This is a genomic window from Micromonospora sp. WMMD735, assembly GCF_049178995.1.
Taxonomy (GTDB): domain Bacteria; phylum Actinomycetota; class Actinomycetes; order Mycobacteriales; family Micromonosporaceae; genus Micromonospora; species Micromonospora wenchangensis.
On sequence record NZ_JBMHMJ010000002.1, the window covers coordinates 5,184,527 to 5,211,308 of the forward strand.

Below are 26,782 nucleotides of genomic sequence, written 5' to 3' on the forward strand. Positions count from 1 at the left end.
CCTCCTTGACCGCAGCGGCCCAGCCGGTAGTCTCGCCCGTCACGACGGGCGAGCGGCCCGGCGTACGTCTGGCGCGGTCCCGGCGTAACGCCGAACTGTCCCTGCTGGTGCTGGCGATGGTGCTGGTGGCCGCGTACGGGGCGATCGTCGAGGCGAACCTGCTCGACACCGTCACCCGCGACTTCTGGATGCCGGCCGCCGCGCTCGGGCTGGTCTTCTTCGGCATGCACCTGGTGATCCGGTGGCTGGCGCCGTTCGCCGATCCGGCCCTGCTGCCGGCGGTCGCCCTGCTCAACGGCATCGGGGTGGGCTTCCTGCGCCGGCTCGACCTCGGCAAGGCCGCCCCGGCCGACCGGGAGACGCTGGCCATCTTCGCCGGCACCGGCGGGCGGCAGCTCGCCTGGACGCTGGCCGCGGTGATTCTCGCCGCCGGCCTGCTGGTGCTGATGCGCGACCACCGGGCGGTCTCCCGGTACGCGTACACGCTGGGGCTGGCCGGCATCGTGCTGGTGATGATCCCGGCGGTGCTGCCCGGCCGGTTCTCCGAGATCAACGGCGCGAAGCTGTGGATCAGGGTGGGTGGGTTCAGCATCCAGCCCGGTGAGTTCGCCAAGCTGGCGCTGCTGGTCTTCTTCGCCTACTACCTGGTCCGCAAGCGTGAGGTGCTGTCGCTGGCCAGCCGCCGCATCCTCGGCATCGACTTCCCGCGCGGCCGGGATCTCGGGCCGGTGCTCGGGGTGTGGATGATCAGCCTGCTGGTCCTGGTCTTCGAGAAGGACCTCGGCACCTCGCTGCTCTACTTCGGCATGTTCGTGGTGACCCTCTACATCGCCACCGAACGGGTCAGTTGGCTGCTGATCGGTCTGGTCCTGTTCTTCGGCGGCGCCTACCTCGCCTACGTGCTGGGCGGCACGGTGGGTGGCCCGTTCGCCAACTTCTACACCCGCGCCGAGATCTGGCTCGACCCCTTCGCCGAACCGTACGACCGGGGCTACCAACTGGTGCAGGGCCTGCTCGGCCTGGGCAGCGGCGGCCTGTTCGGCTCCGGGCCGGGCGCCGGGGAGCCGCTGGAGATCCCCGAGGTGCAGAACGACTTCATCTTCGCCGGCATCGGTGAGGAGATCGGCCTGTTCGGGTTGACCGCCCTGCTGGTGGTCTACCTGCTCATCGTCGAGCGCGGGCTGCGGGCCGGGCTGGCGGTGCGGGACTCGTTCGGCAAGCTGGTCGCCGGTGGTCTCGCCTTCACCCTGGGCCTGCAGGTCTTCGTGATCGTCGGCGGGATCAGCAAGCTCATCCCGCTGACCGGTCAGACCACCCCGTTCCTGTCCGCCGGTGGTTCGTCGTTGATGGCGAACTGGCTGCTCATCGCGGTGCTGCTGCGCATCTCCGACGCCGCCCGGCGGCCGGTGGCCCAGGGCGGCGGCCCGGCTGGCCGACCCGGTGGCGGGCCGCCGGAACAGCTGCACGGTGCTCCCACGGAGGTGATCCGCCCGTGAACGCGCCCCTGCGCCGCGTCGGCGTCGTCGTCATGGTCCTGTTCGGGCTGCTCTTCGCCAACCTCAACTGGATCCAGGCCTACAAGGCGGACGAATACCGCAACAGCGACTACAACGGCCGGGTCCAGGTGGCCGAGTACGAGCGTCGGCGGGGCAACATCGAGGCCGGCGGCACCGCCGTGGCCACCAGCAAGGAGACCGGCGGCAAGCTGCGGTTCCAGCGCAGCTACCCGGCGGGGACGAAGTACGCGCACGTGCTCGGCTACAAACCGGTCAACCTGGCCGACACCGGCATCGAGCGGCTGGAGAACGACTTCCTCGCCGGCACCAGCGACGCCCTGCTCGGCAACCGGATCAAGGACATGTTCACCGGCGACGAGAGTGGCGGCGGCAACGTGCTGCTGAGCATCTCCAAGCGCGCCCAGGACACCGCCTACGAGCAGTTGCGCAACAACCGCAACGGGGTGAAGAAGGGCGCGGCGATCGCCATCGACCCGCGTACCGGTGCGGTGCAGGCGCTGGTCTCGATGCCCAGCTTCGACCCGAACCCGCTGGTCGACCACGACACCAACGTGGCCTCGGCGGCCTACAACAAGTACGAGCAGGACCCGGAGGGCCCGCTGAAGAACCGGGCGCTGTCGGAGACCCTGCCGCCCGGCTCCACCTTCAAGATCGTGATCGCCGCCGCCGCGCTGGAGAACGGGGTCGGCAAGGACACCGAGATCCCGGCCGGGCCGAGCTGGACCCCGCCGACCTCGGGCACCGAGATCCGCAACGCCGCCCCGTCGATCTGCCCGGAGGCGCAGGTCACCCTGATCGACGCGGTCACCGAGTCGTGCAACACCGGCTTCGCCCAGCTCGGCGTCCGGCTCGGCGCGGACACGGTCAAGGAGAAGGCCCGGCAGTTCGGCTTCGAGCAGGACGACCTCACCGTCGGGCAGCTCGGCGAGGGCGGCCTGCCGGTGGCGGCCAGCCGGACCGGCGACATGCAGAACCCCGACGGCGGCACCGACCCGGCTGCGCTGGCGCAGTCCTCGATCGGCCAGAACAACGTCCGGATGACCCCGTTGCAGGGGGCGCTGATCGCCGGTTCGGTCGCCAACAAGGGCCGGCAGATGCGCCCGTACCTGGTCAAGCAGCTCCTCGGGCCGGACCGCACCACCAGCTACTACAACGCCCAGCCCCGCGAGCTGCGCCAGCCGGTCAGCGGTCAGGTCGCCGACGACCTGCGGGACATGATGGTCAGCGTGGTCAAGAACGGCACCGGCAGCTCCGCGGCCATCGACGGCTACACCGTCGGCGGCAAGACCGGCACCGCCCAGTCCGCGCCGGACCGCCCCGACCACGGCTGGTTCATCGGCTTCGCCCTGGACAAGAACGGCAACGCCGTGTCGGCGGTCTGCGTGGAGCTGGAGCAGGCCGGCAGCGGCGGCAGCGCCGAGGCGGCCCGGATCGGTGGCAAGATCATGCAGGCGGCCATCGCCGATGCGGGGGGCCGCTGACATGCTCAGCCCCGGGGTGCAGCTCGGCAACCGCTACCGTCTCGACGAGCGGATCGCCAGCGGCGGCATGGGCGACGTGTGGCGCGGCACCGACCAGGTGCTGGGCCGTACGGTCGCGGTCAAGAGCCTGCTCCCGGCGCTGCTCGACGAGCCCGGCTTCGCCGAACGGTTCCGCGGCGAGGCGCGCACCATGGCCACCATCAACCACCCCGGCGTGGTCGACGTCTACGACTTCGGCAGCGACCAGGAGATCGCCTTCCTGGTGATGGAGTACGTCGAGGGCGACGCCCTGTCGGCGACCCTCAACCGGGTCGGCCGGCTCACCCCGGCTCGGACGATGGCCCTGCTCGCCCAGGCCGCCGACGCCCTGCACGCCGCCCACGAGAAGGGCATCGTGCACCGCGACGTCAAGCCGGGCAACCTGCTCGTCCGGCCCAACGGCACACTGGTGCTGACCGACTTCGGCATCGCCCGGTCCGAGCTGGTCGGCCAGCTCACCGCCGCCGGGTCGGTGCTCGGCACCGCCTCGTACATCTCCCCCGAGCAGGCCACCGGCGCGGTCGCCACGCCCGCCTCCGACGTCTACGCCCTCGGTGTGGTGGCCTACCAGTGCCTGGCCGGCCGGCGACCCTTCGAGGGTGACAACCCGCTCGAAATCGCGATGAAGCACGTGCGGGACACTCCCCGGCCACTGCCCGGGGACATCCCGCCGCAGGTCAAGGCGATCGTGGAGCGGGCGATGGCCAAGGAGCCGGGCCACCGCTGGCCCAGCGCCGCCGCCCTGGCCTCCGTCGCCCGGCAGGCCAAGCAGGCCCTCTCCCAGCAGGCCCGCGCCGGTGGCGGCCACCCCGGCCCGGTCTCCGGTGGCCCGGTCTCCGGGGCCCCGGCGTCCCCGGCCGGCCCGATGGCCCGCGCCCAGGTGCCCGCCGTACCCCGGCAGCAGCCCGGCGCGCCGGTCCACCCGCACCGGCCGGCGGTCAGCGGGCAGGCGCGGCCCCCGATGGGCGGGCAGGCCCGACCGCCGATGGGGGGACAGGCCAGGCCGCCGGTCGCGGCCCGGCACCCGCAGCCGCCGCCGGTGACCCCGCAGCGTCCGCCGGTCCAGGCCACCCCGATGACCCGGCCCTATCCGCAGCAGCCCCGGGGGGCGGCCTCCGTCCCGCCCGCCCAGCTGCGTGCCGACCGGCCCGTGTACGCCCGACAGCCCCTCCCGCCGCCCGCCCCACCTGCCCGTTCCCGGTCCGGCATGGTGACCCTGGCGATCCTGCTGGCGGTGCTGGTGCTGGTCTGCTCGGGTGTGCTCGCGTACGCGAGCCGGCAGGGCAACCTGGCCACCGACCCCGGTGCGCCGGGTACGACGTCCGGCGCGCTGAGTGCCCTCGGACGCGACGATCCGGCCGGAACGTCGTACCGTCGGGTGGTACGGCTCGGACCGGGTGCCGGCGAGACGACGACGAGCGAAGGACGACGAACGCGATGACAGCCCAGGCCCGCCTGCTCGGTGGCAGGTACCAGGTCGGCGAGCTGCTCGGTTACGGCGGCATGGCCGAGGTGCACCGCGGTCGGGACCTCCGGCTCGGTCGGGACGTCGCGATCAAGATGCTCCGGACCGACCTGGCCCGGGACGCCACCTTCCAGATGCGCTTCCGCCGGGAGGCGCAGAACGCGGCCTCGCTGAACCACCCGGCGATCGTCGCCGTCTACGACACCGGCGAGGAGACCGCCCCGACCGGGGAGACCCTGCCGTTCATCGTGATGGAGTTCGTGAACGGGCGGACCCTCAAGGAGGTCCTCGGCGTCGAGGGGCGGCTCCAGCCGCGCCGGGCGCTGGAGATCTGCGCCGACATGTGCGCGGCCCTGGAGTTCAGCCACCGGCACGGGATCATCCACCGGGATATCAAGCCCGGCAACGTCATGCTGACCCAGACCGGCCAGGTCAAGGTGATGGACTTCGGCATCGCCCGCGCGCTGGCGAGCGGTGCCACCACGATGACGCAGACCAGCGCGGTGATCGGCACGGCCCAGTACCTCTCCCCCGAGCAGGCGCGCGGCGAGGCCGTCGACGCCCGCTCCGACGTGTACGCCGCCGGCTGCGTGCTGTTCGAGCTGGTCTGCGGCCACCCGCCGTTCGTCGGCGACAGCCCGGTCAGCGTGGCGTACCAGCACGTGCGGGAAGCCCCGCCGACGCCGAGCGACATCAACCCGGACGTCACCCCGGCGATCGACGCGATCGTGCTCAAGGCGCTGTCGAAGAACCCGCTCAACCGCTACCAGAGCGCCGGCGAGATGCGGGCCGACCTGCTCCGCGCCGCCGCCGGCCGGCCGGTGATGGCCACCCCCGTCCTGAGCCAGGACGAGACGACCCCGATGGCCGCGGCGGCGAGCGGCTACCCGACCCAGGTGGTCGGCCAGCAGACCCGGCAGATCCCGGCCCGGGTCGGCGACCCGCAGCGGCGCAAGAGTTCGGCGTGGGTGATCGCGGCGTTCGCGGCGGTCGGCGTGCTGGCGGTGATCGCCCTGGTCGCGGCGCTGCTGATGAACGGCCAGGAGCCGAAGAAGAGCCCGGTGCCCAACCTGGCCGGCAAGACGCAGGACGTCGCGTTCGCCGAGATCCGCAATTCCGGCCTGGTGCCGGCGACCGGCGACCAGGTCTTCGACAGCACCTGCAAGGTGGGCACGGTGGTCAGGCAGGACCCGCCGGCCGGCACCGCGCTGGAGGAGAACGGCCAGGTGACGGTGAGCCTCTGCGGCGGCAAGCCCGAGGTCAGCATCCCCAACGGCCTCAAGGGCAGCAAGGTCGACAGCGCGCAGGCTCGCCTGAAGGACGCGAAGTTCGTCGTCACCGTCGTGGACAAGGACAGCGAGGAGAACGAGGACATCGTCCTCGACGTGTCCCCGCCCGAGGGGGAGAAGGTGCCGGAGGGCACCAAGGTGACCCTGACCGTCTCCCGGGGCAACGTCCGGGAGGTGCCGAACGTCAAGGACCTCAGCCAGGCGGAAGCCATCCGGGCCATCGAGAACGCCGGCTTCAGGGCCAACCCCGAACTCGGCTCGGAGGTGCCGGCGGACGAGGCCGGCAAGGTGCAGAGCCAGAACCCGAAGGCCGGCACCAAGAAGACGAAGGGGAGCACGGTCACCATCGTGGTGAGCGTGCCGGAGGCCACCGAGTCGCCGACGCCGCCGGCACCGACCACGCCGGTGCCGACCACCACGCCGCCCGGCGACGGCACGGGGGGCGGGTTCCCGCTGCCCACCCCACCGTTCCGCAGCGACGACGACTGAGCCGTACCGCCCGTCGTGCCGGGCCCGCCTCCGTCAGAGGGTGGCGAAGGCGGCCCGGCGGCGGGCGTCGACCTCGGCGGCCAGCTCCGGCGCACGCTCCAGGGCCTCCGGGTGGCCGCAGGCGGCGACCCAGTTGGCCAGCATCAGGTGGCCGCCCTCGGTGAGCACCGACTCCGGGTGGAACTGCACCCCCTCGATCGGCAGCGTCCGGTGCCGCATCGCCATCACCACGCCAGAGGCCGTCCAGCCGGTGACCTCCAGCTCGTCGGGCAGTGTCTCGGGCAGCACCGCCAGCGAGTGGTAACGGGTGGCGGTGAACGGGTCGGGCAGGCCGGCGAGTACCCCGACCGAGTGGTGCCGCACCTCGGAGGTCTTGCCGTGCAGCAGCTCTGGGGCCCGGGTGACGGTGCCGCCGAACGCCTCCCCGATCGCCTGGTGCCCCAGGCAGACGCCGAAGATCGGCAGCTCGCCGGCGTACCGGTGGATGACGTCGAGGCAGATGCCGGCGCGGTCCGGGCTGCCCGGCCCCGGTGAGAGCAGGATGCCGGCCGCGCCGACCCGGCCGACCTCGGCGACGTCGATCTCGTCGTTGCGCCGGACCTCGCACTCCACCCCGAGTTGGCCGAGGTACTGCACGAGGTTGAACACGAAGGAGTCGTAGTTGTCGATCACGAGGATGCGCATGGGGCTCACCGGCTTGGAGTGGGGGCGGGCGGGGTGTTGTTCCGGTCGGTGTCGTACGGCAGGTCGTGCCCGTCACCGGCCGGCGCGTCCGGGTCGACCGCGGAGTCACCACCCGGGTTGCCGGAGTCCTGGGTGACCTGCACGTCGTCGAAGGGCAGCAGCGGCTCGGCCCAGGGGAACACCACGAACCAGAGCAGCGCCACCGTCGCGGTGGCGAGCAGCACCGAGCCGGCCAGCTTGCCGGGCACCCCGAAGGGCAGCTTTCGCCAGATCCAGGAGTACATCGTCAGCCCTCCAGCTCCGGCGGCGGGCCCTGCGACTTGGGCTGCGTACGGTCGAGTTCGGCGTGGATGATCAGCCGCTGGTAGTTGTCGAACTTCGGGTTGCAGGTGGTGAGGGTGAGCAGCTTGCGGGTGGCTTTCGCGTTCGGCTCGCCGGGCACCGGGGCCACCACCTCGACCTGGTCGGGGCGGACGATCCGGGACTGGTACACCTTGTAGACGTACCAGTCCTGCTTGCCCTCCAGGAGGATCGCGTCGCCGGACTTCAGCTCGTCCAGCCGCCAGAAGGTGGCCCGGTTGCGGTGCCCGGCGACGGAGAAGTTGCCCACCTCGCCGGGGAGCGCGCTCTTCGGGTAGTGGCCCGGGGCGTACCGGATGTCCTCCTGGCTGACGCCCTCGACGACGACCCAGTTCTTGTCGAGGCTGGGGATGTAGAGCCCGGCGATCGGCTTGCCCTCGGCCGGGGCGACCGCCTTGGCCGGGCCGGTCGGGCTGACCGTCGGATCGCCGGTCGGGCCCCACGCCTGGGCGAGTTGCTCGTTGAGCTTGCTCTGGTGGGCGTCGACCAGGACGGACTTGCCCCAGATCTCGTACCCGGCGAAGAGGAGCACCACCAGGCCGAAGGTGATCAGCACCTCGCCGCTGACCCGGACGCCGGTGCGCAGCCGGGAGGCGAAGGTGGGTCGGGTCAGCTCCGAGTAGACGCTCTTGTAGCCCTCCCCGGTCTGCTCCGGGCGTAGCTGCACCACCCGTTCACCCCGGCGGGGCGGGGGCGGGGGCGGGACGGGGTCGTCGGACCCGCTCGGCTCGGGCGCGGGTGGCACCGCACCCATCAGGGCGGTGGAGTCCATCGCCGGAGCGGTCGGCCGGGCCGGCAGCACCGGGAGCAGCGCCGTCGCCGCCGGGTCGACCGTACGGCCCGGCTGCTGACCGGGGGGCGCGGGCGGGGCGGGGCGACCGGGCGGCTGCTGCCGGTCGGCGGGCGTGGGTCCGACGGGCCGGCCCGGCCAGGCGGGCGGCGGCTGGCGGGTGGGCAGCACCGGTGCGGGCCAGGGGCCGGCGGGCTGCGGGTGGCCGGGTGCCGGGCGGGCGGTGGCGGGCGGCGTGGACCGGTCGACCGGGGGGAGGAAGGCGGTCGGCCCGTCGTGCTGGTCGCCGTGGCGCTGGTCCCCGCCCTGCCGGGTCATCGCGGCACCGTCGCCGATCGCAGCGCCGTCGAGTCCTCGAACGCGGGCACGGTGACGGAGCCGACGTTCTCGGAGTAACCGAGCTGGTAGTGGTCGACCGCCTGCTTGAACAACCCGACTCCCTGAGAGCCGGCGAGGGCCTGCTGGAGGGCAGCGGGATCGCCGATTGCTACGATCTTGAATGGTGGCGAGTACACCCGGCCGTGCAGCAGCAGGGTGTTACCGACGCAGCGTACCGCGCTGGTGGAGAGCACGCGGACGTTCATGATGGACATGGCCTCCGCACCTCCGGCCCACAGCGCGTTGACCACCGCCTGCACGTCGCCCTGGTGGACGACCAGGTCGTCGTTGGTGGCGCCTTTGGGCAGGGTGCCGTCGCTGCGCCGGGGGGCGTCGTTCAGTTCGACGGTCACCCCGGGCCCGGCGAGCGCGGTGAAGCCGGCCGCCTGCTGGAGCGCCCGGGCGCGGTCGCGCTGCTCCTTGATCGGTTCGTCGGTGTCGGCCAGGGCCGCGGTCTCGCCCTCCACGTCGGCGCGCAGCCGGGCGGCCCGCAGTTCGCTTTCGGCCACCTGTTCGCGGCGGTCCTCGATGAGCTGGGTGAGCTGGGGTCGGCGGTCCTCGCGCAGGGCGGTGCCGCCGGCGGTGGTCGCCGTGGTGGTGAAGAGCAACCCGGCCGCGGCGGCGATCAGCGGCACGCCGATCGACCAGCCCGGCCGGCGCTGCCGGGGGCGTCGTGGCAGGAAGGCGGCGACCGCCCGGCGCATGGCCTTCTGCCAGGACGCCGCACCGGATGTGTACTCCACCGAGCGTTCCTCTCCCGTCGTGTGGTGACGCCCGTCACGACCCGGGACGGTCACCGGCGTCGCGTCGACCCGCCCGATCCGGTCACCGCGTGCACCGGATCGACCCCATTCATGGCCTGGAGCGGCCTTCCGGACTACGCTAGCTGTCGAACATTATTGGCCATGGACCGTCGCCCCCGCGCCCGGTTGTCAGGCCGGACGAGGTCGTCACCCCTCTGGAGAGCGTCGTGCCCAAGTCTCAGGTCCGTAAGAAGAAGGTGTACACCCCGCCGACGGACGTTCGTCCGACGACGACGGCGGCGACGCGCAAGCCTAGCCCGGTGTGGCTGCCGGCGATCGCCGTCGCGCTGATCGTCGGCGGCATCGGCTGGCTGGTGGTCTACTACCTCTCCGAGCAGGAGTACCCGGTCGCCTCCTGGGGCTACTGGAACCTCGCGGTCGGCTTCGGCGCGATGGTGGGTTCGCTGGTCCTGCTCTCCCGCTGGCGTTGAGCGCGGCGCTCCGGCGCTTCCCGCGACACGTCCCAGGTCACCCCGGACGGCCCCGACCCGGCGCTTCGGCGTCGGGAGCCCTATGGTGTCCGCAGGGCGGCGTGGCCTGGTGCGAGAAGACTCACGTTACCGTTGGGTAACTTTCGCGTAGGCTGCACTGCATGACCGAGCGGAGCGAGGTCATCGACCGGTCCGGTCGGGGGTGCGGCGGCGGCACGCCGGCCACCCCCTGAGCCGGCCCCCGGTCGCCGAGCCGCTCGACAGGCAGCAGACCGGGAGGCCAACTCGATGGGCAGCGTCCAGATCGTCACCACGGTCCTCGCCGCCGCCATCACCGCCGTGGCGGTGTGGCTCGCGGTGCGCGCGGTGCTGAAGATGGTGGCAGTCATCCGGCTGGGGCAACCCGCGCCGGAGCGGTTCACCGACAAGGGCACCCGGGCGAAGACGATGCTGGTCGAGACGGCCGGCCACACCCGGATGCTCCGCTGGGGCGTGGTGGGGGCCGCGCACTGGTTCGTGATGGTCGGCTTCATCGTGCTGTCGCTGCTGGTGCTGGAGGCGTACTTCGAGGTCGTCTCGCCGACCGGTGGCCTGCCGCTGATCGGCGGCCTCGCCGTCTACGGCCTGGTCACCGAGGTGATCGCGGTGCTCGGCACGCTCGGCATCCTGGTGCTGATCGCGATCCGGGTCCGCAACCGGCCGACCCGGCCGGGCGGGCGCTCCCGGTTCACCGGCTCCACCATGTGGCAGGGCTACTTCGTCGAGGCGGTCGTCCTCGCCGTGCTGGTCATGGGGTTCGTGATCCGTGGCTTCAAGGTCGCCACCGACCACTTCGAGTACCCGCTCTGGGCCACCCCGGTCAGCCACGCCCTCGGCGCGCTGCTGCCCGCCTGGCCGGCCGGCGTGAGCGTCGCCGCCCTCATCAAGATCGTAATCTCGATGACCTGGCTGATCGTCATCGCGTTGAACGTGACGATGGGCGTCGCCTGGCACCGCTTCCTGGCGTTCTTCAACATCTTCTTCAAGCGGGAGCCGGCCCGGCCCGCCGGCTCCGGGCTCGGACCGCTGCGCCCGATGACGAGCAACGGCAAGCCGCTCGACTTCGAGGAGGCCGACCCCGAGAAGGACCAGTTCGGCGTCGCCCAGGTCGAGCAGTTCACCTGGAAGGGCCTGCTCGACTTCAGCACCTGCACCGAGTGCGGACGCTGTCAGTCGCAGTGCCCGGCCTGGAACACCGGCAAGCCGCTGTCGCCCAAGCTGCTCGTGCTCAGCCTCCGCGACCACGCGTACGCCAAGGCGCCCTACCTGCTGGCCGGCGGCGGCAAGGACCTCACCGGCGAGGAGAAGGCCACCGCGGCGCAGCTCGCCCACCTCGACGTGCTCACCCTCGCCGAGGCCGACAAGCCGCTGATCGGCGACGCCGAGGCCGGGGGCGTCATCGACCCGGACGTGCTGTGGTCCTGCACCACCTGCGGGGCCTGCGTCGAGCAGTGCCCGGTCGACATCGAGCACGTCGACCACATCGTCGACATGCGGCGCTACCAGGTGCTGATCGAGTCGAGCTTCCCGTCCGAGGCCGGCGTCATGCTGCGCAACCTGGAGAACAAGGGCAACCCGTGGGGTGCCCCGCAGAACACCCGCGAGGACTGGACCAAGGGGCTGGGCTTCGAGGTGCCCCGGGTCGGCGAGGTCGACGACTTCGAGTACCTCTTCTGGGTGGGTTGTGCCGGCGCGTTCGAGGACCGGGCCAAGAAGACCACCCGCGCGGTGGCCACCCTGCTCAACGAGGCGGGCGTCTCCTTCGCCATCCTGGGCGAGGGCGAGACCTGCTCCGGTGACCCGGCCCGCCGGATCGGCAACGAGTTCGTCTTCCAGATGCTCGCCCAGCAGAACGTCGAGACCCTCAACGAGGCGTTCGAGGGCCGGGAACAGGCCAAGCGAAAGATCGTCGCGACCTGCCCGCACTGCTTCAACACCCTCGGCAACGAGTACGGCCAGCTCGGCGGCGAGTTCGAGGTGGTGCACCACACCCAACTCCTGGCCCACCTGGTCAGCACCGGGCGACTCACCCCGGTGCAGCCGGTCGACGGCGGCGTCACCTACCACGACCCCTGCTACCTGGGCCGGCACAACCGGGTCTTCGCCGCCCCGCGCGAGGTGCTCGGCAGCGCCATCAACGGCGGCGGCAGGGCCGACACCGACCTGATCGAGATGCCCCGCAACAGCGAGCGCTCCTTCTGCTGCGGCGCCGGCGGCGCCCGGATGTGGATGGAGGAGAAGATCGGCAAGCGGATCAACGTGGACCGGGTCGAGGAGGCCATGTCCACCGGGGCGCGGACGGTCGCCGTCGGCTGCCCGTTCTGCTCGACGATGCTCAACGACGGGGTCAACGGCAAGGGTGCCGGCGAGCAGGTCGAGGTGGTCGACGTGGCCAGCGTGCTGCTGCGTTCGGTTCGGCCGGACACCGCGCCCGGCCAGCAGGAGACCGCGCCGGCCGCCGGCTGAGGCCGTACCGTCGCGGTCGGGGCGGACGCACGACGGCGGCGGCACCCACCGGTGCCGCCGCCGTGGCGACGGTCAGGACGACGTGACGGTCAGGACGACGTCGTGGTGATGATGGCGGCCGTGGTGGCGACCGTGGTCGCCGTCATGATCGCGGCCTGGGTCTCCTCGATCGCCTTCTTCGTCGCCGCGGACGCCCAGTCCCCGTCGGCGATCTCCGTGGTGCGGGCCTTGAGCCGCTCCTTCGGCAACTCCCGGAAGAGCTTGCGGTCCAGCCCCACCGCGCGGGTCAGGCCGAGCAACGCGGCCGTCCGGGCCTCCACCGCGCCGTCGGCGAGCAGCGCGTCGACCATCCGCTGCCGGGCCGCCGTCTCCACCGCCGGCTCCGCGCCGGTCGGCGACGGATAGCGGGTACGCGGGAAGACCAGCAGCACCCGGTCGGAATCCCGGCGCAGCACCCCCGCGTCGACCAGGCCCGACAGCACCCGGTCGGGCAGCCCCTTGGCCAGCCGGCTGATCCAGTCCTTGGGCCGGCGGCGCTTGCCGTCGGCGGCGACCCGGGCGAGGGCGTCGTCGAGCACCGGGTGGCCGACCGGCGTCGGGTCGGTCACCACCAGCCGGTCGTCGGTCACCTCGACCCGACCGGCGAGCGCCAGTTCGAGCAGCACCGCGCCGGACAGCCCGTAGTCGAGGTGCGGCCGGCCGAGCCGGTTCACGCCGGCGTCGTCGTAGGCGAGCAGGACCAGTTCGTCAGCGAGGGTGAGCGGTGCCATGCCGTCCACGCTAACCCCGGAGGGCGAACCCCGCCCGTGGGCGGCCCGGCGGCGACACCGGTGACCGTGTGCCACGCCCCGGTGACCGCCGGGGGCGGATCTGAAACAATCACGCCCATCGACTCACTGCTGCTCGGCACGCTGCTGCCCCTGGCCGGCTTCGTGCTGCTGACCGCCGGCAACGCGTTCTTCGTCGCGGCCGAGTTCGCCCTGGTCACCGTCGACCGGTCGGAGATCGACAGGCGGGCCGAGGCCGGCGACGCCACCGCCGCCACGGTACGCCGGGCGCTGCGCGAACTGTCCTTCCAGCTCTCTGGGGCGCAGCTCGGCATCACCCTCACCGCGCTGCTCACCGGCTACCTGGCCGAGCCCGCCCTGTCCCGGCTGTTCGCCCCGCTGCTGGCCCCGCTGGGGGGTGCCGACCGGTTCGGCCCGCTGCTCGCCCTGGCGCTGGCCACCCTGCTGTCGATGCTCTTCGGTGAGCTGGTGCCGAAGAACCTGGCGCTGGCCCGGCCGATGCCGGCGGCGCTGGCCACCGCCGGGCCGATGCGGGCCTTCTCCCGGGCCTTCGGCTGGCTGATCAGGGGGCTGAACGACTCGGCGAACCGGCTGGTCCGCCAGCTCGGGGTGGAACCGCAGGAGGAACTGGCAAGCGCCCGCTCCCCGGAGGAACTCGGGCTGCTCGCGGCCATCTCGGCCCGGGCGGGCGCGCTGCCGCCGGACACCGCGATGCTGCTGCGCCGCACCATCCGCTTCGGCGACAAGCGGGCCGCCGAGGCGATGACCCCCCGGGTGGACGTGATCGCGTTGCGGGCCACCGCCACCGTCGCCGAGCTGCTGGACCTGTCCCGGCGGACCGGCCGCACCCGGTTCCCCGTCTTCGAGGAGACCCTCGACCTGGTCACCGGGGTCGCGGCCGTGCCGGACGCGCTCGGGGTGCCGCTGGCCGCGCGGGCCCGCACCACCGTCGCCTCGGTCGCCCGCGAGCCGGTGTACGTCCCGGAGAGCCTGGACCTCGACGGCGTGCTGGCGGCGCTGAAGGCCGCCGGGTCCGACCTGGCCATCGTCGTCGACGAGTACGGCGGCACCGACGGGGTGGTGACCGTCGAGGACCTGGTCGAGGAGCTGGTCGGGGAGATCGCCGACGAGTTCGACCCGGCCACCGTGGACGACGCCCACGCCACCGGGCTGACCGTGCCGGGCGGGGAACGGACCGTCCTGGTCGACGGGGTGCTGCGCGGGGACGAGTTGTTCGAGCAGACCGGCTTCCGGCTCCCCGAGGGCCCGTACGAGACGTTGGCGGGCTTCCTGATGGCCCGGTTGGGGCACATCCCGTTGCCGGGCGAGACGACCGGTGCGGACGGCTACGCGTTCACCGTCGTCGAGGTGGAGCGGCACCGGATCGAACAGGTGCGGGTGGTCCGTCCCGAGGAGTCGCACGCCGATGACTGAGCTGCTGGTCGCGGTGGTGCTGCTGCTCGGCAACGCGTTCTTCGTGGGCAGCGAGTTCGCGCTGATCGCGTCGCGTCGTACGGTGGTGGAGCCGTTGGCCGCCACCTCGCAGCGGGCCCGGTGGGCGTTGTCGGCGATGAACCAGATCCCGCTGATGATCGCCGGGGCGCAGCTCGGCATCACCGTCTGTTCGCTCGGGTTGGGGGCGATCGCCGAGCCGGCCCTGGCCCACCTGCTGGAGCCGGTGTTCCACGCGGTGCTGCTGCCGGCGGGCGCGGTGCACCCGGTCTCCTTCCTGATCGCCCTGGCCGTGGTGGTGTTCCTGCACACCGTGGTGGGCGAGATGGTGCCCAAGAACATCACCCTGGCCGGGCCGGAGCCGTCGGCGCTCTGGCTGGGGCCGGCGATGCTGGCGTTCTGCCTGGCCACCAAGCCGTTGCTGCTGGCGATGAAGTGGGCGGCGCGGCAGGTGCTGCGGCTGTGGGCGGTGGAGGCGACCGACGCGGTCAAGACGGTCTTCACCGCCGAGGAGCTGTCCGGGCTGGTCGCCCAGGCCCGCACCGAGGGGCTGCTCGACGCCGAGGAGCACGCCCGGATCACCGGGGCGCTGGCGTTGCACGACCGGACGGCGGCCGACGCGTTGCAGCCCTGGTCCACGGTGACCACGGTGGCCGAGGACGTCTCACCGGCCTCGCTGGAGGTGCTGGCCACCAGCACGGGCCGGTCCCGGTTCCCGGTGGTGCAGCGTTCCACCCGCCGGGTGCTGGGGTTCGTGCACGTCAAGGACGTTCTCGGGTACGCCGGGGTGGCCCGTCGCGCGCCGGTGCCGGCCGAGGTCTACCGGCCGCTGGCGGTGGTTCCGCCGGACCGTACGTTGGCCGATCTGCTGCTGGCGATGCGGCGCGAGCGGCGGCACATGGTGCTCGTCAGCGACGGTCGCCGCCCGCTGGGCGTGGTCACGCTCGACGATGTATTGACTGCCATCGTTGGAAATTGAATGGACACCCTTTGTGTGCAAGCGATTGCACTGATGTGATGGAGTGCCCACCCGCCTTGATTCCCCACCGTCACTGCCCCTAATGTTGCACCGGCCGCTGTGGGACGTCTGCCTCCTTCTTCCCCTTAGCGAGGCGCCCGGCGGTCGGTTGCAAAGGAGTCGACGCCGGTGGCAACCATGCCCCCTCACCGTCACGCCCAGGGCCAGCCGCCCGCCCGGCCGGCAGCCCTCCGGCGGGTCGCCCGCCGCCTGCTCACCCTGGTCGCGGCCGTCGCCGTCGGTGCCGGGATGCTCGCCGTGCCGGCCCACGCCGCGCCGTCGCCCGAGGAGATCGAGGCGGCCCTCGACAAGCAGTGGGAACAGCTCGAACCGACCATCGAGGACTACAACAAGGTCCGGGCCCAGCTCAAGGTCAACCGCAAGAAGTCGGCCGACCTCCAGAAGAAGATCGAGCCGCTGGCCCTGCAGAGCGAACTCGCCCTGGGTCGGGTCGGTGACCTCGCCTCCCGCTACTACAAGTCCGGCCCCTCGCAGGAGCTGAGCGCGCTGCTCACCACCACCAGGCCGGGCACCCTCGCCGCGCAGCTGACCATCCTGGACCGGCTCGCCGCCGAGCAGCGCCGGGAGGTCGAGGCCGTGCTCGTGGTCCGCCGCAAGTACGACGCCGAGAAGCAGAAGCTCGACACCCTGATCGCCGCCGAGGTGAAGCAGGAGAAGGAACTCGCGGCCAAGAAGACGCAGATCAACGCCGAGATCAAGCGGCTGCAGGCGGCGATGCCGAAGACCACGGTGAAGGTGAACGGCTGCCCCACGATCAACGGTGTGGTCAGCTCCGCCGCCCGGACCGCGATCGCGACCGCCTGCGCGCAGGTCGGTGACCCGTACGTCTGGGGTGCCACCGGGCCGAACTCGTTCGACTGCTCCGGGCTCACCCAGTTCGCGTACAAGGCGGCAGGCATCTCGCTGACCCACTTCACCGGTGCGCAGTGGAACGAGGGCAAGGCCATCCCGCGCTCCGAGGCCCGCCCCGGCGACCTGGTGTTCTTCTTCAGCGACCTGCACCACGTCGGGCTCTACCTGGGTAACGACATGATGGTGCACGCACCCCGGACCGGTAAGCCGGTCCAGGTGACCAGCATCAACTACATGCCGGTGGCCGGCTTCCGCCGTCCCTGACCAGCGCATACGTCAACCCCCGGCCCGACGGGCCGGGGGTTGCGTGCTTTCCGGTCACGGAGTGTGCCGGCACGGCGGGTTGCGGATCGATAACGAGCGTCTCTACTCTGGTCAATCGTCGGTCGGCACCAGGTCCGCCCCACCCGGGGCGGCGTCGGCCGGCACCGCCGAGTCGCCTCCGGGCGAGCCGGGGACCCAGGTACGCCGGGGTGAATCCGCGACCACCGCGGTAGGGCGCTCCCTTCCCGCCCGAACCCGTCAGCTAACCCGGTAGGCGGTCGAGGAAGAAGGAGCCCGGAGCCCGGTGGCACACCATGCCCCGCGGCCACCGTCGCACCGGACGACCCAGGTCGCCCGGAACACGACGGTGCCGCGCCCACGCTGGTCCCGCTTCACCACCACCCTCGCCACCCTGGCCGCTGCCGCAGTCGTGTTGACAGGTGGCCCCACGGCGGCGCACGCCGACCCCTCGGTCGCCGAGATCGAGCGACAGATCGACCAGGACTGGAACAAGCTCGAACCGCTCATCGAACAGCACAACGCCACCCGCATCGACCTCGCCGCCAAGCGCCGGCAGGCCGACGCGCTCGGCAAGCGGATCGCCCCCCTGCAACGCCGCGTCGACCAGGCGATGAACCAGGTCAGCGGCCTCGCCGTGCAGGCGTACAAGGGCGAGAACGTGTCCACCGTCAACGCCCTGCTGGGCAGCCGCAGCCCGAGCCAGGTGGTCGAACAGTTGGGGCTGCTGGACCGGTTCGCCAGCCGCCAGCAGCGCGAGGTGCGGGAGGTCGCCCAGCTCCGCGACGAACTCGCCGCCACCAAGGCGCCGTTGGACGAGATGGTCGCCCAGCTCACCCGTACCGAAGCGCAGCTCGCGGCCCGCAAGAAGCAGATCAACACGGAGATCGACAGGTTGCAGAAGCTGCGGCTGACGGTCTACGGCAACGGCGGCGGCGGCAAGCTGCGCCCGGCCCCGTGCCCCGCCGGCTACCCCGGTGGCCCGGCCGGTACGGCGGTCAAGTCCGCCTGCGCCCAGATCGGCAAGCTGTACGTGTGGGGCGCGGCCGGCCCGAACAACTACGACTGTTCCGGGCTGACCATGGCCGCCTGGGCGAAGGCCGGGGTGTCGTTGCCGCACAACGCCCGGCAGCAGCGCCAGGTCACCGACCGGGTGAGCCGGGCCGACCTGCGCCCCGGCGACCTGGTCTTCTACTACTCCGACCTGCACCACGTCGGGATGTACGTCGGGGGCGGCTGGGTCGTGCACGCCTCCCAGGCCGGCAAACCGATCACGATGAAGCGGGTCGACGACGGGCCTGTCAACAGCTACGGCCGACCCGGCTGAGCCACCGCGTCCGGGCCCCGGTCCCGGGGCCCGGACGCGGCACGCCGCGTCAGCCGATGGGCCAGGTACGCCAGTTCTGCCAGGAACGGCTGGGGGTCGGTCCCCGCTGGCCCTGGTAGCGCGATCCGTACACCGCGGAGCCGTACGGGTGCTCGGCCGGCGAGGAGAGCCGGAAGATGCAGAGCTGGCCGATCTTCATGCCCGGCCAGAGGGTGATCGGCAGATTGGCCACGTTCGACAGCTCCAGCGTGACGTGGCCGGAGAAACCCGGGTCGATGAAACCGGCGGTCGAGTGGGTGAGCAGCCCCAGCCGGCCGAGGCTCGACTTGCCCTCCAGCCGGCCGGCGAGCTGGTCGCCGAGCGAGATGACCTCAAGCGTGGAGGCGAGCACGAACTCGCCCGGGTGCAGCACGAACGGCTCGCCCGCCGGCACCTCCACCATCGACGTCAGGTCGTCCTGCTGCACCGCCGGGTCGATGTGGGTGTAGAGGTGGTTGTTGAACACCCGGAACAGCTTGTCGAGGCGCACGTCGATGCTGGAGGGCTGCACCAGACTCGGTTCGAACGGCTCCAGCGCCAGCGCGCCCGCCTTGATCTCGGAGACGAGGTCCCGGTCGGAGAGCAGCATCGGGACACCTTATCCAGCGGGCCGGCCGGACCTGCCTACCGGGCCGCCCCACCGGCCGGCGTCGTCGCTGCGCCGAGGCGTACGTCGGGCCGTTCGACCTGCGTGTCGGGCTGATTCTCGAACGTATGTTCGATAGGATGACCGCATGGCATCCTGGTCCGCATTCGCCGCCGACGAGCCCCGCCTCGCCGACGGGATCCGCCTTCTTCTCCAGCAGTACGGGTCGGGTTTCGGCTACCTGGCCACCGTCCGCGCCGACGGCGGTCCCCGGGTGCACCCGGTCTGCCCGCTGGTCACCGACGGCGGGTTGTTCTGCTTCGTCGTCGACTCGCCCAAGCGGCGTGACCTCGAACGCGACGGCCGCTACGCGCTCCACTCGTTCCCACCGGAGGAGAGCGACGACGAGGCGTACGTCGCCGGTCGTGCCGAGCCGGTGACCGACCCGGCCCGGGTGGCACTGGTGGCCGAGATCGGTCGGGCCGCGCCGCAGGTCGACTGGCGGCTCTTCGAGTTCAGCGTCGACGTCGCCATGCTCACCCGGCGCGAGCACGGCGGCCCGTTCGGCGGCGACGCGGGGCGTCCCGCCGTGCAGGTCTGGCTCGACCCGGTCCCCGGTCGGCACGGTGTCGCCGGCCTGCCCGACCAGCGACCGTCCCGGCGTGGCCGGCACGGGTTCGACACCCGCCGCACCGCCGCCTGACCCCGGAAACGACGGTGCCGGCCCCGTCCCGAAGGGACGGAGCCGGCACCTGACGCTGTGTCGTGCCAGCCGGGTCAGGCCGACGCGCGGTATGCGCTCCAGGCGTTCACCATGCGGCTCGCCTGCCCAGCGGTGAACTGGTACATGCACGAGTCGTAGGTGTAGTCCATGAAGTTGGTGATCGGGTCCTTGCCGGTCGCGGTGCAGGTGTCCCGACCGGTCGGGCACTGGTAGGCCGGCTCACGCTCGGCCGGGGTGTCCGAGACGCCGTCGCCCGAGCCCGAGCAGCCACCCTGGAAGGTGTGGTAGAGGTTCAGCCAGTGGCCGACCTCGTGGGTGCCGGTGTCGCCCAGGTTGTAGTTGGTGGCGGTGCCGTTCGGCAGCGACTCGCCGAGCACCACGACGCCGTCCATCACGTCCAGGGTGCGCTTGGGGAACGTCGCCCAGCCGAGCAGGTCGTCGCTCAGCTCACCCAGGTACATGTTGAGGGTGTTCTTGCCGCCGGTGCGCAGCGAGGTCTTCATCGCCCGCTCGGCGGAGGAGCCCTGCACGATCGGGTACCACGAGGCGTTGGTGACCCGGTTGATCTTCTGAAGCTGGAAGGTGAAACCCGTGGCGGCCCCACCGGTCGCACCGCTGTACGCCTGGTTGAGCACGCTGATCTGCGAGTTGATCATCGAGTCGGGGATGTTGCCCCCGGCCCGGGTGCTGTCCCGCTGGATGACGTGCACGACGACCGGGACGCTGATCGCGGCCAGCGCCACCGTCGTGCCCTCGGTCGAGCCGCTGCGGTGGCTGGACTTCGACCGCAGCTTCGCGTTGCGCAGGGCGGCGGCGAACTCCGCCTCCCGATCCTGGACCTGCTTGGTGGTCAGCTCGTTCGGGTCGTGCCGCTTGTGGGCGGCCTTGCTGCCGCCACGGACGCGGGCGTCGGAGTGGACGTCCGCGTGGGCGTCGGCCGGCTCCGCACAGGACGTGTTGTCGGGGGCTGCGGAGTACGCGGAAGCCGCAGGTACGACGCCCACCGCAGCGGTGCTCAGCAGCAGCGCGAAGGTCGTCGACGCGACACCGGCGGCACGCCGGGTCAGCAGGTTGGGACGCAGTCCCATGGGCCCACCTCTTTCTGGCGGCGCGACAGGGGGTATGTCGCACCGAGGTCGTGAACGTGGGGGTGACGTTACAACTGATCGACACGTTTGAGAACGTCCCCAAGCTGCTTGTGTGAAACATCTGACCGTTTCTTTTGTACCCTGCGTGCACTGATCGTCACGATTGGCTGTCGACGACGCGCGGGGGTGCCCGGGTGCGCGGGCGTGGTCACCTCAGGTACAGTGGTGCCGCTTGCGGGTGTAGTTCAATGGCAGAACATCAGCTTCCCAAGCTGACAGTGCGGGTTCGATTCCCGTCACCCGCTCCACCACGAAGGCCCTGACCAGGATGCGAATCCCAGTCAGGGCCTTCGATGTTCCAAGGTCAACGATCATGCGCCGTGCCATTGGCGTGCCATTAGCCCTGCTCGCCGCCAGCCTCGTCCCGGTCAGTCGGCCGCTTCCTGCCCTTCTTCCCGCCGGCCTTCTTCCCGCTCTTGCCCTTGCCGCCGGTCGCCTTCGTGGTCTTTTTCCGATCGGCCCGCACCGCCTCGTGCAGCGCCTGGGCGATGGCCCGGTCGGCTTCCGCCGTGGCGTGCTGGTAGATCAGCGCCGCCTGCGGCGAGTCGTGGCCCATCCGGGCCATCAGGTCCCTGGTGCTGGCCCCGGTCTGGGCGGCGAGGGTGTTCCCGGTGTGTCGTAGGTCGTGGAAGTGCAGGTTGGGCTGCCCGATCCGGGAGACGTTCGCCTTCCAGTCGATGAGCTTGTTCAGGTTGCCCCGCCAGATCGGGCGCCCACTCTCGGTGGTGAACACGAGCGCTTCCGGGTTGTCGTCGACCTCAGCGGCCAGGTGGTCACGGACGACCGCAACGACCGCCGGGGGCAGGGTGATCGTGCGCCGGCCCGCCCGGGACTTCGGTGGCCCGAGCACCAGGCCGACCCCGCGCTGTTCGGTGTACGCCTGCCGTACCCGGATGGTGCCGGCCACCGCGTCGACGTCCTGCCGTTGCAGCGCGGCGACCTCACCCCAGCGCAGGCAACCGAAGGTGGTGACGAGGACCAGGGCGCGGTACCGGGGCGGCACGATGTCGGCCAGCTTGAAGACCTGGGCGAGGGTGAGCACCGGCCTTTCCGCCGGCTTTTCCTGGTCGGCACCTGGGATGCGGCACGGGTTCCGGGGCAGGATCATGTCTTCCTTCACCGCCGTCATCAGCACCGCCCGCAGCAGCCGGTACGCCTTGGCCGCCATGCTCACCGAGACGCCGTTGCCGAGCAGACTGGCCCGCCAGTCGCGGACCATCGGGGTGTCCAGCCGGCCCAGATCCACCCCGCCGAGGTACGGCACGATGTGCTTGTCGAGCAGCCACCCGTACAGGTGCACGGTCCGGGGGCGCAGGTTCGGCCGCTGGTCGATCCAGCGCCGCGCGTAGTCGGCCAGCTTGATCTTGGCCCGGGTCGGGTCGGTCCACTCGTGCCGGGCAATCTGCGCCTCGACCAGCGTGAGGTACCGGTCCGCGTCGGACTTCCGGGCGAACGTCTCCGGCGCGTTGCGCATCTGCCCGTCCGGGCCGGGGTACCGGGCCTGATAGCGCCCCGATGGCAGCTTGCGGACGCTGCCGAACCGGCGGTGACCTTCCTTGTTCGCCATCACGCCACCCGCTGAAGGTCGCGCCACACATCCGAGGCGGTCAGCGGCTCCACCCGCCCGGACTCGACGTGCGCGGCCAGGTCGACGGCCTTGATCCGGACGCTACGGCCGAGCTTGTGGAACGGGATGCGCCGTTCGGCGACCAGCCGGCGGACGTACCGCTCACTCATGTTGATCCGGGCCGCGGCCTGCTCGATGGTCAAAACCTCGTCCACTGTCGCCTTCCTCCCCGTCGTGCCGTGCGTTGTGCTGAGTTGCCGAAAGGTCTGTCGACCCCTGGGCGGCCCGGTCCTTTGCGGCGAGTAGTTCGGATCGCCAGCGGGCGCGTTCGCTGATCGACCGCATGAGCCGGTGGGACAGCGGTCCCACGTCCGGGTCGTCGGGGCGGGCGAGTTCCCAGGCGTGCCGGACCCGTTCGACGGTGTCGCCCTGGTCGTCGACGAGCTGCCGGGTGTTGTCGGCCGCGCCGCTGTCGGTGGTGGTACCGAGCAATGCCCGCACCCATGCCCGGACGTCGTGCTTGTGGTCGCTGAGGGTCTTGCCGGACCAGTCGCGCGAGATGAGGATTCGCCGGCCGCCGATGCCGAGGGTGTCCCGTTGATGGACCTTGCCCTTGCAGCGGCCCGGCTTGAGCTTGGCGTGTGCCTTCTTGGGCTGGACGCCGTAGAGCAGCCAGTTCGCGCACCGGTCGGTGCAGGGCGTGACGCGCAGTTCCCGCCAGAGCCGGTCGAGGTGTTTGCGTTGCCGGTCGGTGGTTGCCTTGTGCACGTCGCCGGTGTGTTTGGTGATGTACTTCGTGACGTACCGGATGGTCCGTTCGGCGTCGGTGGTGCCGGGCATGACGCCCCGCGCGTCGACCTGGGTACCGAAGCGGACGACGTGTACCGGTTCCGCATGCGGGTTGTCGTCGATGGCGTCGAGTGCTTCCGTCCAGGTGGTCAGCGGCTGGTGGGTGTCCGGGTCGACCCACGCCGCCGCGTCCTCGTCCCACACGGGAGGCCGGTCGGCGGTGTACTGCTGGACGTCGACGGCCGGCCACCACACCTGGTGATAGGTCGCGGCGGCGACGGTGCGCAGGGTGTCGCGGGGGATGGTGCCCCGGATGGCGAAGTGGGCGTGTGGGGCGAGTCGGCGTTGCGGCTCGACGCAGCCGGCGTACTGGACGTTCCAGCCCTCACACCGTCGCAGGTTTTGCCAGAACCGATCGAGGAGTCGGGGGAAGTGGACGGCGTCCCAGGCGGCGCGGCGGTAGTCGTACCGGTCGGGGTTGACCGGGGTGCCGTCGGGGCGGACGGGGCCGTAGGAGTCGAGGGTGAGGGTCAGCCACATCGACGGCCGGTAGGTGGTGCCGTCCGCAGCGGTGTACGTCCTGCCGACCGTGCGCCGCTCGACCTTGCGGCGGGGCAGCTCTGGTGCGTCCTGCCGCCGTTTGGTGGAGCGCTTGCGCCGGCGGCCGGTGTCGTCGTCGGCGTCCTCGTCGACGCCCGCGTGGGGTGGCCCGACCCGTCCGCGTAGGCCCTCCGCCGTGATGGCCTCTTCGACCTCGCGGATTCCTTCGTCGAGTTCTTCGACCTGCCCCCACTCGGCGGCGCGGATGGCCTCGTCGCGGGAGAACTCCAGGTGTGCGCGGAACAGGATCAGCGCCTTCTGTTCCTCGGTCGCCGGTTCCGGTGGCGGTAGCGGTTCGTCGTCGCGGTGCCAGCCCTCGCGGATCTGGGCCTGCCGCAGTCGGCGGTTCTTCTTGGCGCAGGGGGCGCACTTGTCTTCCCGGGTGGCGCCGCAGGGCAGGTCGATGACCTCGGTCAGGCCAGTGTCGAGATCCGTGCGGCGCATGGCCAGGGGGCGCACGCAGACGCCGTACTCGGCGGCGATCTCCTTGAGCACGTCGACCGAGCGGGGTAGCGCCATGCGGGCCGCCCGCGACCCCGGCCGAGGAACAGCAACCGGGGTCGGGGCGGCGGGTTCGAGGCCGGGCAGGGTGGGGGCGGTCATCGGATGATCCCGACGACGTGCGGCCGGTTTGAGAGGACGACACGCGGAGGCAGCGCGGCCGCCGGGGCAGAGATGGCAGCCGGAGCAGGGACAGCCGGCGGGACCGGGTCGGCCGAGCGCTCGGGTTCGGTGGTGGCCTGTTCGGGCACCTCGTACCAGTCGCCCGGGGGTTGGTCTGGTGCGGGAGCCGGCGGCAAGGCGGGGGCGTTGGACAGGACGACCTTGACCAGGGCGAGGAACGCCAGGGACGGCACGGCTGCCACGGTCCAGCCCCACACCGACGGTTCGGCTTCGGCGACCTGGGCGGCGAGGGACAGCAGCGCGAACGCGACCAGGAGCGAGCCGACCAGGCCGACGGGCCGACCGGCACGACGTCGGGCGCGGAGTTCCAGGCCGAGGTAGATCGCCATCAGTTCGACGGCTACGGCGTTGGCCCAGCCGATCCAGTCGGGCTGGCCGTGGGCGACGGACAGGTCGTGGACGTGGGTGAAGGCGGCAGCGCCGGCCATGGTGCCGATGGCGAGCAGGATCACCAGGCGTACGGCGGTTTCGGTGCGTGCGGTCATCGCCACTCCTGCATCGGCTTGTCGCGGATGGTGAGGTCGATGCGGATGCGTCGGTCGGCCATGTCGGGGCGGCGGTTGACCATGTGCGCGAGGCCGTGCAGGGCGGCGGCGGTCTGGTCGGCGGGGCCGACGAGCCGGATGCGCAGCGGACGCCGGAGCCGGTTGATGACGCGGGTAAGGGTGGTCATGGCGGTTACCTCCGGGCCGGTCGGATGTCAGTGCGGATGTAGTCGGGAGGGGTGCCGAGGGTGGCGACTGCTTCGGACAGGCAGCGCCACAGCGCCCACGCCTCGTCGGGGGTCAGGGACATCCGCCGCCGGCCGGAACCGACCGCGAGATGGACGGGGTACGGGTCGGGTCGGTCGGGGTCGACGCGGACGGACACGGCGGTGACCGGTTCGGGGGTACGCAGCCGGTAGAAGCGTCGGCCGTCGGTGCCGGTCATAGTGGTTCGCCCTGGTCGGCGTCGAGGATGGTGCGCAGCGCGTCGGGGAGCAGTGGCCCGCGTCGGGGCCGGGGCAGCGCCGGCCGGGCCGGTTCCGAGGTGGACTCGCGGCCGACCTGGGCGAGGATGTCTGCCGCGTCGGCCGGGGCCGGGTACCGCTGGGCCAGGTCGCGGATGTCGTCGTCGCTGACGTAGGAGAACCGGACCCGCATCGGTTCCGGGGTGCCGTCGAGGATCACGTACCCGACGCCTTTGGCCCATCGGGGCATCTGATCCGCGAGAGCGCCCCGGTTGCGGGCACCGTCACCAAGCACGAGATCAACCTGAGCGGCTTCGGTGAGGCCGAGGGCGATGCGGGTCGGGAACAGGTCCCGGAACGGCAACACCTCCTTACGCGGGTCCTGCAACGCGGCCACCACCAGCACCCCGACCCCGGCACCCTGCGACAGCAGCGACCCCAGCGAGGACGCGATGCGCTTACGCAGGTCGACGTCTTGCAGGTACGCGGTCAGTGCGGCCATCTCGTCGATGACGACCACGACCAAGGGGTCAGCCTCGGTCGGCGTGTGCACCCGCACGGTGCCGGCGAGTCGGGTCTGACGCTCCCGCATCACGGTCACGGCCTCGTCGAGGAGATCCGCCATGGCCTCGAACGACTTGCAGGCGAACCGGGCGAACAGCGGCCGGCCCATGGCGAATTCCATCCCGCCCTTGGGGTCGATCACCCACAGCCGCACCAGGCCCGACGTGATGCCCCCGGCCAGCGAGCGGACCAGCGACCACAGCACCGAGCCCTTCCCGGAGCGGGTGGCCCCACCGATCAGCACATGGGTGGCGAGCAGGTGCAGCGACCATGTCCCCAGGTCCTCCCGCCGCGCCAACGGCAGCGCCGTGAAGTCGGGGACGGCCGGGGTGTCGAACGGCGGCACCACCGGCCGCAGCGCATCGGTGCGGACGAGCACCAGGTACACCAGCGTCGGCCGGTCCCGGAACCGCAGCCGGTCCACCCAGCCGAGCGGCAGCGCCCAGTAGCCGGTACGGGTCGGCGGGGTGTCGGGCCGCTCGGAGTAGACCCGGGCGTGCCGCCGGCCGAAGGCGTACGCAAGGTTCGCGGTGACCTGTTGGAAGTCGGCCGGGGTCTGTCCCCGGACCATGCGCACGGTCAGCACGTCCAGGGCCTGATCCGAGCGCACCCGCAGCAACTGCGGCAGGACCGGCCGGTGGTCGTACGTTGCGGCCAGGCCGCACAGGGTCATGGCCTCGGGCCAGGCCCGCCGGTAGATGACGGCGTGACGGAACCGGCCGAGCAGCGGCCCGGCGCACCACCGCCACCAGGACGCCTCATCGCGCCACCGCCACACCGCCGACACCGCCGCCGCCAGCACCAGCGGCACGACCAGGCCCGGCCAGCCGTGGTCGGCGTAGAGGACGACGGCGGCCAGGGCCAGGCCCACGGTGACCGGGTGACGCAGGCACCACCAGCAGAACCGGGCGGCCCAGCGCAGCACCAGGCCGAGCACGACCAGCCACATCGGCAGGACGAACCGCTTCGGTCGGACCACCATCAGGTCCCCGGCGGTCACCATCACGACCCCGCCACGAGGCCGGCGCATCATCGCCCACCCCGCAGGGACACGAACCGGCCCGATGCATCCCGGACCGGAGGAAACGGAAGAACGAGCTGCCCGACACACCCGGCACACCGACCGTCGGAACCGGTGGCCGGGTCGAACCGGGACTGACA

25 protein-coding genes, 1 tRNA gene and 1 riboswitch are annotated in these 26,782 nt (G+C 71.7%); of the genes, 12 read left to right on the plus strand and 14 right to left on the minus strand.

Annotation, left to right across the window (positions count from 1 at the left end; all coding sequences use genetic code 11):
- Positions 1-5: 5 nt before the first annotated feature.
- The 4 genes from ACN268_RS22460 to pknB are packed head-to-tail and all read left to right on the plus strand — an operon-like array spanning position 6 to position 6,280.
- Positions 6-1,496 carry an FtsW/RodA/SpoVE family cell cycle protein gene (locus ACN268_RS22460; RefSeq protein WP_421484878.1) on the plus strand — a complete coding sequence of 497 codons (1,491 nt, stop codon included), beginning with the start codon at positions 6-8 and terminating at the stop codon, positions 1,494-1,496.
- A complete protein-coding gene (locus ACN268_RS22465) occupies positions 1,493-2,998 on the plus strand; it encodes a peptidoglycan D,D-transpeptidase FtsI family protein (protein WP_421484879.1) in 1,506 nt (501 codons plus the stop codon). Before ACN268_RS22460 ends, ACN268_RS22465 begins: the two co-directional genes overlap by 4 nt.
- 1 nt (position 2,999) lies before the next feature.
- A complete protein-coding gene (locus tag ACN268_RS22470) occupies positions 3,000-4,478 on the plus strand; it encodes a protein kinase domain-containing protein (protein WP_421486962.1) in 1,479 nt (492 codons plus the stop codon).
- Positions 4,475-6,280 carry a Stk1 family PASTA domain-containing Ser/Thr kinase gene (gene pknB, locus ACN268_RS22475; protein ID WP_421484880.1) on the plus strand — a complete coding sequence of 602 codons (1,806 nt, stop codon included), beginning with the start codon at positions 4,475-4,477 and terminating at the stop codon, positions 6,278-6,280. Before ACN268_RS22470 ends, pknB begins: the two co-directional genes overlap by 4 nt.
- Before the next feature lie 33 nt (positions 6,281-6,313).
- Here pknB and ACN268_RS22480 read toward each other — a convergent pair whose 3' ends face one another.
- Genes ACN268_RS22480 through ACN268_RS22495 form a run of 4 tightly spaced genes read right to left on the minus strand, consistent with a single transcriptional unit; the run spans position 6,314 to position 9,235 of the window.
- Positions 6,314-6,964, minus strand: coding sequence for an aminodeoxychorismate/anthranilate synthase component II (locus ACN268_RS22480; protein ID WP_421484881.1), 651 nt, complete (start codon positions 6,962-6,964; stop codon positions 6,314-6,316).
- Positions 6,965-6,969: 5 nt separating this feature from the next.
- On the minus strand, positions 6,970-7,248 hold the full coding sequence (locus ACN268_RS22485) for a hypothetical protein (protein ID WP_421484882.1): 279 nt from the start codon (positions 7,246-7,248) through the stop codon (positions 6,970-6,972).
- A gap of 2 nt (positions 7,249-7,250) precedes the next feature.
- Positions 7,251-8,432 (minus strand): class E sortase, encoded by a 1,182-nt coding sequence (locus ACN268_RS22490; RefSeq protein ID WP_421484883.1) that lies wholly within the window; start codon positions 8,430-8,432, stop codon positions 7,251-7,253.
- Positions 8,429-9,235, minus strand: a complete 807-nt coding sequence (locus ACN268_RS22495) for a DUF881 domain-containing protein (RefSeq protein ID WP_421484884.1) — start codon at positions 9,233-9,235, stop codon at positions 8,429-8,431. The genes ACN268_RS22490 and ACN268_RS22495 overlap by 4 nt, the downstream gene beginning before the upstream one ends.
- Positions 9,236-9,462: 227 nt before the next feature.
- Here ACN268_RS22495 and ACN268_RS22500 point away from each other — a divergent pair, with 227 nt between their 5' ends.
- Entirely contained in the window at positions 9,463-9,726 is a 264-nt protein-coding gene (locus ACN268_RS22500) for a cell division protein CrgA (protein WP_363649779.1), read from the plus strand.
- Positions 9,727-10,014: 288 nt separating this feature from the next.
- Positions 10,015-12,231 (plus strand): (Fe-S)-binding protein, encoded by a 2,217-nt coding sequence (locus ACN268_RS22505; protein WP_421484885.1) that lies wholly within the window; start codon positions 10,015-10,017, stop codon positions 12,229-12,231.
- 89 nt (positions 12,232-12,320) lie between these two features.
- On the opposite strand, the gene ACN268_RS22510 is transcribed toward ACN268_RS22505, so the two are convergent.
- On the minus strand, positions 12,321-13,001 hold the full coding sequence (locus ACN268_RS22510) for a GOLPH3/VPS74 family protein (RefSeq protein WP_421484886.1): 681 nt from the start codon (positions 12,999-13,001) through the stop codon (positions 12,321-12,323).
- A 144-nt stretch (positions 13,002-13,145) separates the two neighbouring features.
- Between ACN268_RS22510 and ACN268_RS22515 the strand changes: the two genes are divergently transcribed.
- The 4 genes from ACN268_RS22515 (at position 13,146) to ACN268_RS22530 (ending at position 17,971) form a co-directional block, all read left to right on the plus strand.
- A complete protein-coding gene (locus ACN268_RS22515; protein WP_421486963.1) occupies positions 13,146-14,453 on the plus strand; it encodes a hemolysin family protein in 1,308 nt (435 codons plus the stop codon).
- Positions 14,446-15,450, plus strand: coding sequence for a hemolysin family protein (locus ACN268_RS22520; RefSeq protein ID WP_420116703.1), 1,005 nt, complete (start codon positions 14,446-14,448; stop codon positions 15,448-15,450). Before ACN268_RS22515 ends, ACN268_RS22520 begins: the two co-directional genes overlap by 8 nt.
- Positions 15,451-15,627: 177 nt before the next feature.
- On the plus strand, positions 15,628-16,626 hold the full coding sequence (locus ACN268_RS22525; protein ID WP_421484887.1) for an NlpC/P60 family protein: 999 nt from the start codon (positions 15,628-15,630) through the stop codon (positions 16,624-16,626).
- A gap of 155 nt (positions 16,627-16,781) precedes the next feature.
- A riboswitch (cyclic di-AMP (ydaO/yuaA leader) is annotated at positions 16,782-16,918 on the plus strand.
- Positions 16,919-16,930: 12 nt separating this feature from the next.
- Positions 16,931-17,971 carry an NlpC/P60 family protein gene (locus ACN268_RS22530; protein ID WP_421484888.1) on the plus strand — a complete coding sequence of 347 codons (1,041 nt, stop codon included), beginning with the start codon at positions 16,931-16,933 and terminating at the stop codon, positions 17,969-17,971.
- Positions 17,972-18,020: 49 nt separating this feature from the next.
- On the opposite strand, the gene dcd is transcribed toward ACN268_RS22530, so the two are convergent.
- Positions 18,021-18,599 carry a dCTP deaminase gene (dcd, locus tag ACN268_RS22535; protein ID WP_421484889.1) on the minus strand — a complete coding sequence of 193 codons (579 nt, stop codon included), beginning with the start codon at positions 18,597-18,599 and terminating at the stop codon, positions 18,021-18,023.
- Positions 18,600-18,744: 145 nt separating this feature from the next.
- Here dcd and ACN268_RS22540 point away from each other — a divergent pair, with 145 nt between their 5' ends.
- Entirely contained in the window at positions 18,745-19,299 is a 555-nt protein-coding gene (locus ACN268_RS22540; protein WP_357924931.1) for a pyridoxamine 5'-phosphate oxidase family protein, read from the plus strand.
- Between the two features lie 74 nt (positions 19,300-19,373).
- On the opposite strand, the gene ACN268_RS22545 is transcribed toward ACN268_RS22540, so the two are convergent.
- Positions 19,374-20,408, minus strand: a complete 1,035-nt coding sequence (locus ACN268_RS22545; RefSeq protein ID WP_421484890.1) for a M43 family zinc metalloprotease — start codon at positions 20,406-20,408, stop codon at positions 19,374-19,376.
- A 234-nt stretch (positions 20,409-20,642) separates the two neighbouring features.
- On the opposite strand from ACN268_RS22545, the gene ACN268_RS22550 reads away from it, so the two are divergent.
- Positions 20,643-20,716: transfer RNA gene (locus ACN268_RS22550), tRNA-Gly, on the plus strand.
- Between the two features lie 89 nt (positions 20,717-20,805).
- Here ACN268_RS22550 and ACN268_RS22555 read toward each other — a convergent pair.
- The 7 genes from ACN268_RS22555 to ACN268_RS22585 are packed head-to-tail and all read right to left on the minus strand — an operon-like array spanning position 20,806 to position 26,651.
- Entirely contained in the window at positions 20,806-22,035 is a 1,230-nt protein-coding gene (locus ACN268_RS22555; protein WP_421484891.1) for a tyrosine-type recombinase/integrase, read from the minus strand.
- Entirely contained in the window at positions 22,035-22,205 is a 171-nt protein-coding gene (locus ACN268_RS22560; RefSeq protein ID WP_255598827.1) for a helix-turn-helix domain-containing protein, read from the minus strand. Before ACN268_RS22560 ends, ACN268_RS22555 begins: the two co-directional genes overlap by 1 nt.
- On the minus strand, positions 22,198-24,027 hold the full coding sequence (locus tag ACN268_RS22565; protein ID WP_421484892.1) for a replication initiator: 1,830 nt from the start codon (positions 24,025-24,027) through the stop codon (positions 22,198-22,200). The genes ACN268_RS22560 and ACN268_RS22565 overlap by 8 nt, the downstream gene beginning before the upstream one ends.
- Complete coding sequence (locus ACN268_RS22570) at positions 24,024-24,593, minus strand: DUF2637 domain-containing protein (protein ID WP_421484893.1); 570 nt, start codon at positions 24,591-24,593, stop codon at positions 24,024-24,026. Before ACN268_RS22570 ends, ACN268_RS22565 begins: the two co-directional genes overlap by 4 nt.
- Positions 24,590-24,781 (minus strand): hypothetical protein, encoded by a 192-nt coding sequence (locus ACN268_RS22575; protein ID WP_421484894.1) that lies wholly within the window; start codon positions 24,779-24,781, stop codon positions 24,590-24,592. Before ACN268_RS22575 ends, ACN268_RS22570 begins: the two co-directional genes overlap by 4 nt.
- Positions 24,782-24,786: 5 nt before the next feature.
- The gene (locus ACN268_RS22580; protein WP_421484895.1) at positions 24,787-25,038 is read right to left on the minus strand and encodes a hypothetical protein; all 252 of its coding nucleotides are present in this window, start codon (positions 25,036-25,038) and stop codon (positions 24,787-24,789) included.
- Positions 25,035-26,651 carry an FtsK/SpoIIIE domain-containing protein gene (locus ACN268_RS22585; protein WP_421484896.1) on the minus strand — a complete coding sequence of 539 codons (1,617 nt, stop codon included), beginning with the start codon at positions 26,649-26,651 and terminating at the stop codon, positions 25,035-25,037. Before ACN268_RS22585 ends, ACN268_RS22580 begins: the two co-directional genes overlap by 4 nt.
- Between the last annotated feature and the right edge of the window lie 131 nt (positions 26,652-26,782).

Excerpts from the sequence above, each read along its gene's own strand:
- ACN268_RS22470 (WP_421486962.1), top strand. The coding sequence starts at position 3,000 with ATGCTCAGCCCCGGGGTGCAGCTCGGCAACCGCTACCGTCTCGACGAG.
- pknB (WP_421484880.1), top strand. The coding sequence starts at position 4,475 with ATGACAGCCCAGGCCCGCCTGCTCGGTGGCAGGTACCAGGTCGGCGAG.
- ACN268_RS22480 (WP_421484881.1), bottom strand. The coding sequence starts at position 6,964 with ATGCGCATCCTCGTGATCGACAACTACGACTCCTTCGTGTTCAACCTC.
- ACN268_RS22485 (WP_421484882.1), bottom strand. The coding sequence starts at position 7,248 with ATGTACTCCTGGATCTGGCGAAAGCTGCCCTTCGGGGTGCCCGGCAAG.
- ACN268_RS22490 (WP_421484883.1), bottom strand. The coding sequence starts at position 8,432 with ATGACCCGGCAGGGCGGGGACCAGCGCCACGGCGACCAGCACGACGGG.
- ACN268_RS22505 (WP_421484885.1), top strand. The coding sequence starts at position 10,015 with ATGGGCAGCGTCCAGATCGTCACCACGGTCCTCGCCGCCGCCATCACC.
- ACN268_RS22510 (WP_421484886.1), bottom strand. The coding sequence starts at position 13,001 with ATGGCACCGCTCACCCTCGCTGACGAACTGGTCCTGCTCGCCTACGAC.
- ACN268_RS22520 (WP_420116703.1), top strand. The coding sequence starts at position 14,446 with ATGACTGAGCTGCTGGTCGCGGTGGTGCTGCTGCTCGGCAACGCGTTC.
- ACN268_RS22525 (WP_421484887.1), top strand. The coding sequence starts at position 15,628 with ATGCCCCCTCACCGTCACGCCCAGGGCCAGCCGCCCGCCCGGCCGGCA.
- dcd (WP_421484889.1), bottom strand. The coding sequence starts at position 18,599 with ATGCTGCTCTCCGACCGGGACCTCGTCTCCGAGATCAAGGCGGGCGCG.
- ACN268_RS22540 (WP_357924931.1), top strand. The coding sequence starts at position 18,745 with ATGGCATCCTGGTCCGCATTCGCCGCCGACGAGCCCCGCCTCGCCGAC.
- ACN268_RS22545 (WP_421484890.1), bottom strand. The coding sequence starts at position 20,408 with ATGGGACTGCGTCCCAACCTGCTGACCCGGCGTGCCGCCGGTGTCGCG.
- ACN268_RS22555 (WP_421484891.1), bottom strand. The coding sequence starts at position 22,035 with ATGGCGAACAAGGAAGGTCACCGCCGGTTCGGCAGCGTCCGCAAGCTG.
- ACN268_RS22560 (WP_255598827.1), bottom strand. The coding sequence starts at position 22,205 with ATGAGTGAGCGGTACGTCCGCCGGCTGGTCGCCGAACGGCGCATCCCG.
- ACN268_RS22565 (WP_421484892.1), bottom strand. The coding sequence starts at position 24,027 with ATGACCGCCCCCACCCTGCCCGGCCTCGAACCCGCCGCCCCGACCCCG.
- ACN268_RS22570 (WP_421484893.1), bottom strand. The coding sequence starts at position 24,593 with ATGACCGCACGCACCGAAACCGCCGTACGCCTGGTGATCCTGCTCGCC.
- ACN268_RS22575 (WP_421484894.1), bottom strand. The coding sequence starts at position 24,781 with ATGACCACCCTTACCCGCGTCATCAACCGGCTCCGGCGTCCGCTGCGC.
- ACN268_RS22580 (WP_421484895.1), bottom strand. The coding sequence starts at position 25,038 with ATGACCGGCACCGACGGCCGACGCTTCTACCGGCTGCGTACCCCCGAA.
- ACN268_RS22585 (WP_421484896.1), bottom strand. The coding sequence starts at position 26,651 with ATGCGCCGGCCTCGTGGCGGGGTCGTGATGGTGACCGCCGGGGACCTG.